Source organism: Mesorhizobium metallidurans STM 2683 (assembly GCF_000350085.1).
Lineage (GTDB): Bacteria > Pseudomonadota > Alphaproteobacteria > Rhizobiales > Rhizobiaceae > Mesorhizobium > Mesorhizobium metallidurans.
This window is the reverse complement of sequence record NZ_CAUM01000031.1, coordinates 1-5166: the sequence shown is the minus strand read 5'-3', so window position 1 is coordinate 5166 and position 5166 is coordinate 1. Positions and strand designations below refer to the sequence as shown.

4 protein-coding genes and 1 pseudogene are annotated in these 5166 nt (G+C 65.3%); 2 read left to right on the top strand and 3 right to left on the bottom strand.

The genetic code is table 11. The annotated features are described in order from the left end of the window. The first annotated feature begins 73 nt into the window (after nucleotides 1-73). Complete coding sequence (locus MESS2_RS06220; protein ID WP_008873288.1) at nucleotides 74-1864, top strand: NAD(P)/FAD-dependent oxidoreductase; 1791 nt, start codon at nucleotides 74-76, stop codon at nucleotides 1862-1864. A 275-nt stretch (nucleotides 1865-2139) separates the two neighbouring features. On the opposite strand, the gene MESS2_RS06215 is transcribed toward MESS2_RS06220, so the two are convergent. The 3 genes and pseudogenes from MESS2_RS06215 to MESS2_RS06205 all read right to left on the bottom strand — a co-directional run bounded on the left by MESS2_RS06215 (nucleotide 2140) and on the right by MESS2_RS06205 (nucleotide 4146). After that, complete coding sequence (locus MESS2_RS06215; RefSeq protein WP_008873287.1) at nucleotides 2140-3375, bottom strand: amidohydrolase/deacetylase family metallohydrolase; 1236 nt, start codon at nucleotides 3373-3375, stop codon at nucleotides 2140-2142. Between the two features lie 136 nt (nucleotides 3376-3511). Further along, nucleotides 3512-3730 (bottom strand): annotated as a pseudogene (locus tag MESS2_RS30670) (M81 family metallopeptidase); the annotation flags it as partial. Between the two features lie 50 nt (nucleotides 3731-3780). Beyond that, complete coding sequence (locus MESS2_RS06205; RefSeq protein WP_008873285.1) at nucleotides 3781-4146, bottom strand: RidA family protein; 366 nt, start codon at nucleotides 4144-4146, stop codon at nucleotides 3781-3783. Nucleotides 4147-4410: 264 nt separating this feature from the next. On the opposite strand from MESS2_RS06205, the gene MESS2_RS06200 reads away from it, so the two are divergent. Next, a partial coding sequence (locus MESS2_RS06200; RefSeq protein ID WP_040592306.1) for an SDR family NAD(P)-dependent oxidoreductase occupies nucleotides 4411-5166 on the top strand: 756 nt, incomplete at its 3' end.

Genomic DNA, 5166 nt, shown 5'->3' with positions numbered 1-5166 from the left:
GGAGAGGTCAGCCGAGCGAAGCGGAGGCTGGGTGAGGGGGCGGCGCCAACTTGAAAAGGTAGAAGGACAACACATGCTCGATATCGCACCATCGAAACAGGCGGCCACCTGGCTTTCCTCCTTTGCCCAGGCGCTTGAGGCGGGCGATGCGGCGGCAGTCACCAACCTGTTCGTCGAGGACTGCTACTGGCGCGATCTCCTGACCTTCACCTGGAACATCAAGACCATGGAAGGCCGCACCGCAATCCGCGAGATGCTCGATGCCACGCTGGCTGTCGCCAGGCCGACCGCATGGCAGCTCAGCGGCGAGGCCAGTTCGGACGAAGGCACGATAGAGGCCTGGTTCAGCTTCGAGACGGCATCTGCCTGGAGCCAGGGCATCATGCGCCTCAGGGACGGACGATGCCGGACGCTGTTCACGGCGATGACAGACCTCAAAGGGTTCGAGGAGCGCAAGGGCCCGGCGCGGCCGCTCGGTGTGCGCCACAAGGCCGCCCCCGACCGCGAGACCTGGGCGGAGGCGAGGGCGCGCGAGACGCGCGACCTCGGCGCCGGCGAACAACCCTATTGCCTGGTCATCGGCGGCGGCCAGGGCGGCATCATGCTGGGCGCGCGGCTCCGGCAACTCGGCGTGCCCACCATCGTCATCGAGAAGAACGCGCGGCCCGGCGATTCCTGGCGCAACCGCTACCGTACGCTCGTGCTCCATGATCCGGTCTGGTATGACCATCTGCCCTACATTCCGTTCCCGGAGAATTGGCCCGTGTTCACGCCCAAGGACAAGATGGGCGACTGGCTGGAAATGTACACGCGCGTCATGGAGCTCAATTACTGGGTCGCCACCAAATGCATCAGCGCCAGCTATGACGAGACCGAAAAGGTCTGGACCGTCATCGTCGATCGCGTCGGCCGGCGCATCACGCTGAAGCCGAAGCACATCGTCTTCGCCACCGGCGCCTATGGCCCGCCAAGGCGCATCGACTTGGCCGGCGCCGATACCTTCCAGGGCGAGCTGCTGCATTCCAGCCAATATGCCAGCGGCGAGAAGTTCCGCGGCAAACGCGTCGCTGTCATCGGCGCGGCAAGCTCGGGACATGATGTCTGCGTCGATCTCTGGGAGAGCGGCGCCGAGGTGACCATGATCCAGCGTTCGCCGACCACGGTGGTCAAGTCGGACACGCTGATGGAAGTCGGCTTCGAGATCTTTTCGGAAAAGGCACTGGAGCGCGGCATCACCACCGAGAAGGCCGACATGGTCGTCGCCTCGACGCCGTTCGCGCTGGTTACGCAAGGCCAGCGGGCGCTCTACGATATCATCAAGGCGCGTGACGCGACCTTCTATGATCGTCTGCGCGGCTCGGGCTTTGCCCTCGATTTCGGCGACGACGAAACCGGGCTTTTGATGAAAGCCTATCGCACCGGCTCGGGCTATTACATCGATGTCGGCGCCAGCGACCTGATCATCGACGGCCAGATCGGCGTGCGCAGCGGCGTCGCGATCAAAGCGCTGACGCCGACAGGCATCCTCTTCGACGACAGCACGGAACTCGCGGCTGACGCCATCATCGCCTGCACCGGCTACCAGTCGATGAACGAAACGGTGGCGCAAATCGTCTCGCGCGAGGTCGCCGACAAGGTCGGCCCGTGCTGGGGACTTGGCTCGGGCGTCAAGGGCGACCCCGGCCCCTGGCAGGGTGAGTTGCGCAACATGTGGAAGCCGACGGCACAGGAAGCGCTGTGGTTCCACGGCGGCAATCTGGCGCTGTCGCGTTTCTATTCGAAATATGTGGCGCTGCAGATCAAGGCGAGGATGGAAGGTGTTGAGACGCCGGTTTATGGGCCGCCCAGCAACTCCGGCTGCTAACCTATGCCTTCGTCATCCTAGGGCGAAGCAAGGAGCGCAGCGACGTGGCGCAGACCCTAGGATCCATGCCGTGCCACTTATGACACGCGAAAGCGGTCCTGAAGCAAGGTTCCATGCACCAACGGCGGTAAGGAACTCATCGAACGACTATCCTGATCCGTTGCATTCTTCGGCAAAAGTCACGGCATGGATCCTCGGGTCTGCGCTCCGCTTCGCGTCGCTCCGCCCGTGGATGACGAAGTTGCGTAGACTCTGAGCCCGCACATGGCACAGCCTCAATCGTGCCTATGCCCAAAGTGCCGGGCGGCAACCTCGACATGCGTATGCCGGGCATGCGCCTCGAAGCGTTCGGTTTCGCCGAGATCGTCCGCCGCCTCGTTCGGCCACCAGGTGCCGCCGATCACGATGCCGTCCGAGACCAGCCTCTGCTCTGCGACAAGCGCCGCGCCGACCGAATCGACGAAGGTGAAGCTGCCCGAGCGCAGGCGCAGCACCGCGACGTCGCCGACGCCGCCCAGCTTGAGGGTGCCGAGCTCGGGCCTGGCGATCGCTTCCGCCGGCCGCTGCGTGGCGGCGCGCAGCACCTCGACCAGCGGCATGCCCAGCGCCAGCAGTTTCGACATGCAGACCAGCATGTCGAAGGCCGGGCCGTCGACGCAGTAGAGATGCACGTCGCTGCTGATCACGTCGGGCGCCAGCCCCTCCTTCAGCATCGCCTTGGCGACCTCGAAGTCGAACGAGCCCATGCCATGGCCGATGTCGAAGATGACGCCGCGTTCGCGTGCCAGCCGCATGTCGGGCCGCACAGCACCCGAGGCGAACACCGGCGCGTTGGGAAACGGCCGGAAGCAGTGGGTGAGGATATCGCCCTTGCGCAGGCGCGGCAGCACTTCCGAGCGGCCCGGCGGCGGCTCGTCTATATGCGCCATCAACGGCAGGCCCGCCTGGTCGGCGGCCTCCAGCGCCAGATCGACCGGCGCGATGCCGCTGGTCCCGCCGGCATGGCGGCCCGAGCGGACCTTGACGCCGACGACTACGTCCGCGTGCTCGCGCACCGCCGCCACCGTCTCGCGCGGCTCGCAGAGCCTGAGGTCGCCGCACTCGCCGACCGCCACGCTGTGCGAAAAGCCGAAGATGCCGGCAAAGGAAATGTTGACATAAGCCAGGATGCGGACCTTCGAGCGCTCGATGACATGGCGGCGAAAGCCGAGGATGTTGCCGGCGCCAGCGCTTCCCGCGTCGATGAAGGTGGTGGTGCCGCTCCTTGCGGCGAGGCGGTCGGCATCGACGCCAAGCGAGGTGCCGCCCCAATAGACATGGCTGTGCAGGTCGATGAGGCCGGGCGCGACGATGGAGCCGCTGGCGTCGATGACACGCGCGGCACTTTCGAACGGGATGTCGGCCTCGATCGCCGCGATGCGGCCGTCGGTAATGGCAAGATCGCGCGGCGCGTCGAGACCGGACGCCGGATCGATCAGGCGGCCGCCCTTCAGCAGGAGATCAAATTGCATCGATGCCTAGCCTCCGGTTCATTCCATCCTGACGGTCCAGGATGCTTTCGAAGAATAAAGCCGCTTTCGAAAAAACAAAGCCGGCGTTCAGGCCGCGGCCTCGCCGGCCTCGCCGGACCTGCCCGTCCCAAAAGGAGCCGCCCGGTTCGGCCCAGGTCGCGGTGCCCTCGATCAGGGTGAAGCCTTCGTCCCTGGCCCGCCGGCGCAGGGCCGGGATCGGCGCGGAGCACAGCGTCGGGGTTTCCGGATGCTTGCCCGGCGGTGCGTAGAATGCCATCTCGAAGGACGACCGGTCGGTCGAGACCGGCGAGAAGGTGTTCGTCTCGGTGGCGAGCGAGGCCGTGAAGACACGCATGGCGGCTGTTTCCCGTTTCTGTCTCTCTCGGCTGTCCCGGTCGGCGCCGATCAGAGCGGCCTGTAGGCGACCGCTTCGACCTCGATCTTGATGTCGATCATCAGCCGCGACTCCACCGTGGTGCGCGCCGGCGGATCCTTTGGAAAATGCCTGGCATAGACGGTGTTGAAAGCGCCGAAATCGCGCGCGTCCGCAAGCCAGACCGTCGTCTTGACGACGTCGTCCATGACGCAGCCGGCCAGCGCCAGCGCTGCCTTCACATTCGAAAGCACCTGCTCGGTCTGCTCGACGATACCGCCCTTGACCACCACGCCGTCGCCGCCGACCGGCACCTGGCCGGAGACATAGACGAAGTCGCCGGCCCGCACCGCCGGCGACAGCGGCACATGCGACGTTCCAAAACATTGCTTGGGCAAGGAAAAGCCTCCTGTTCATGGCGCGACACAGCGCGATCTTTGATAGCGCCATTTGCCCGTTTCCTCACCGAGGGTCTACGCCTGTCCAAACGATTCTCGTACAAGCCTTGTAGGAAAGCAACATTTTTTGGAATTCATGTTGCTTTATTACAAGAGCGTCAGCATCCTGCACGCCAAGCCGTTGTACCAGGCATTTTTTTACGAGGCGATTGCATCGGGTGATCCGGCGGGGGAGGATTGGATGCGAAGCAAGCGAGGAACCGTATGATCGATTTCGGCGGCCGCAACGTGGTTGTGACGGGTGCCGCCGGCGGTGTCGGCCGCGCCCTGGTCGCGGTCCTGTCGGCATGCGGGGCAAGGGTGATCGCCTGCGATCGCGAGGGCGCCGACCTGACCGCGACGGCAATTGCCGAGGCGCATCATTTCGACCTGCTCGATGACCAGGCTGTCGCATCGTTCGCCGGCCGCATTGGCAAGGGCAGTGCGCCGGCGGCCTTCATCTCGAACGCCGGCTGGACGCGGGCGGAAACGCTGGCTGACGTCTCGCTTGCCGCGCTCGATCACGAGATGGATCTGAATTTCCGCAGCGCAGCACTCCTGTCGCAGGCGCTGCTGCCCGCGATGCGCAACCAGCCGCGGGGCGCAGCTTTCGTCTTCATTTCCTCGGTCAACGCGCAGGCCCATTTCGGCAACCCCGCCTATGCCGCCGCCAAGGCGGCGCTCAACGCCTGGATGCGCGCCATCGCCACCGAGGAGGGCCGCAGCGGTATCCGTGCGAACGCCGTCATTCCCGGCTCGATCCGCACCGGCGCCTGGGAACATCGCCTTGTCCAGAAGCCGGAGATCCTCGCCGCCGTCGGCAAGCTCTATCCGCTCGGCCGGCTGGTCGAGCCGGTCGAGGTCGCCCGCGCCGCCGTCTTCCTGGCATCGCCCTTTGCCAGCGGGATAACGGGCACAACGCTCAATGTCGACGCTGGACTGATGGCCAGCAATCTGCCGTTTCTCGATCAGATCGGCGGC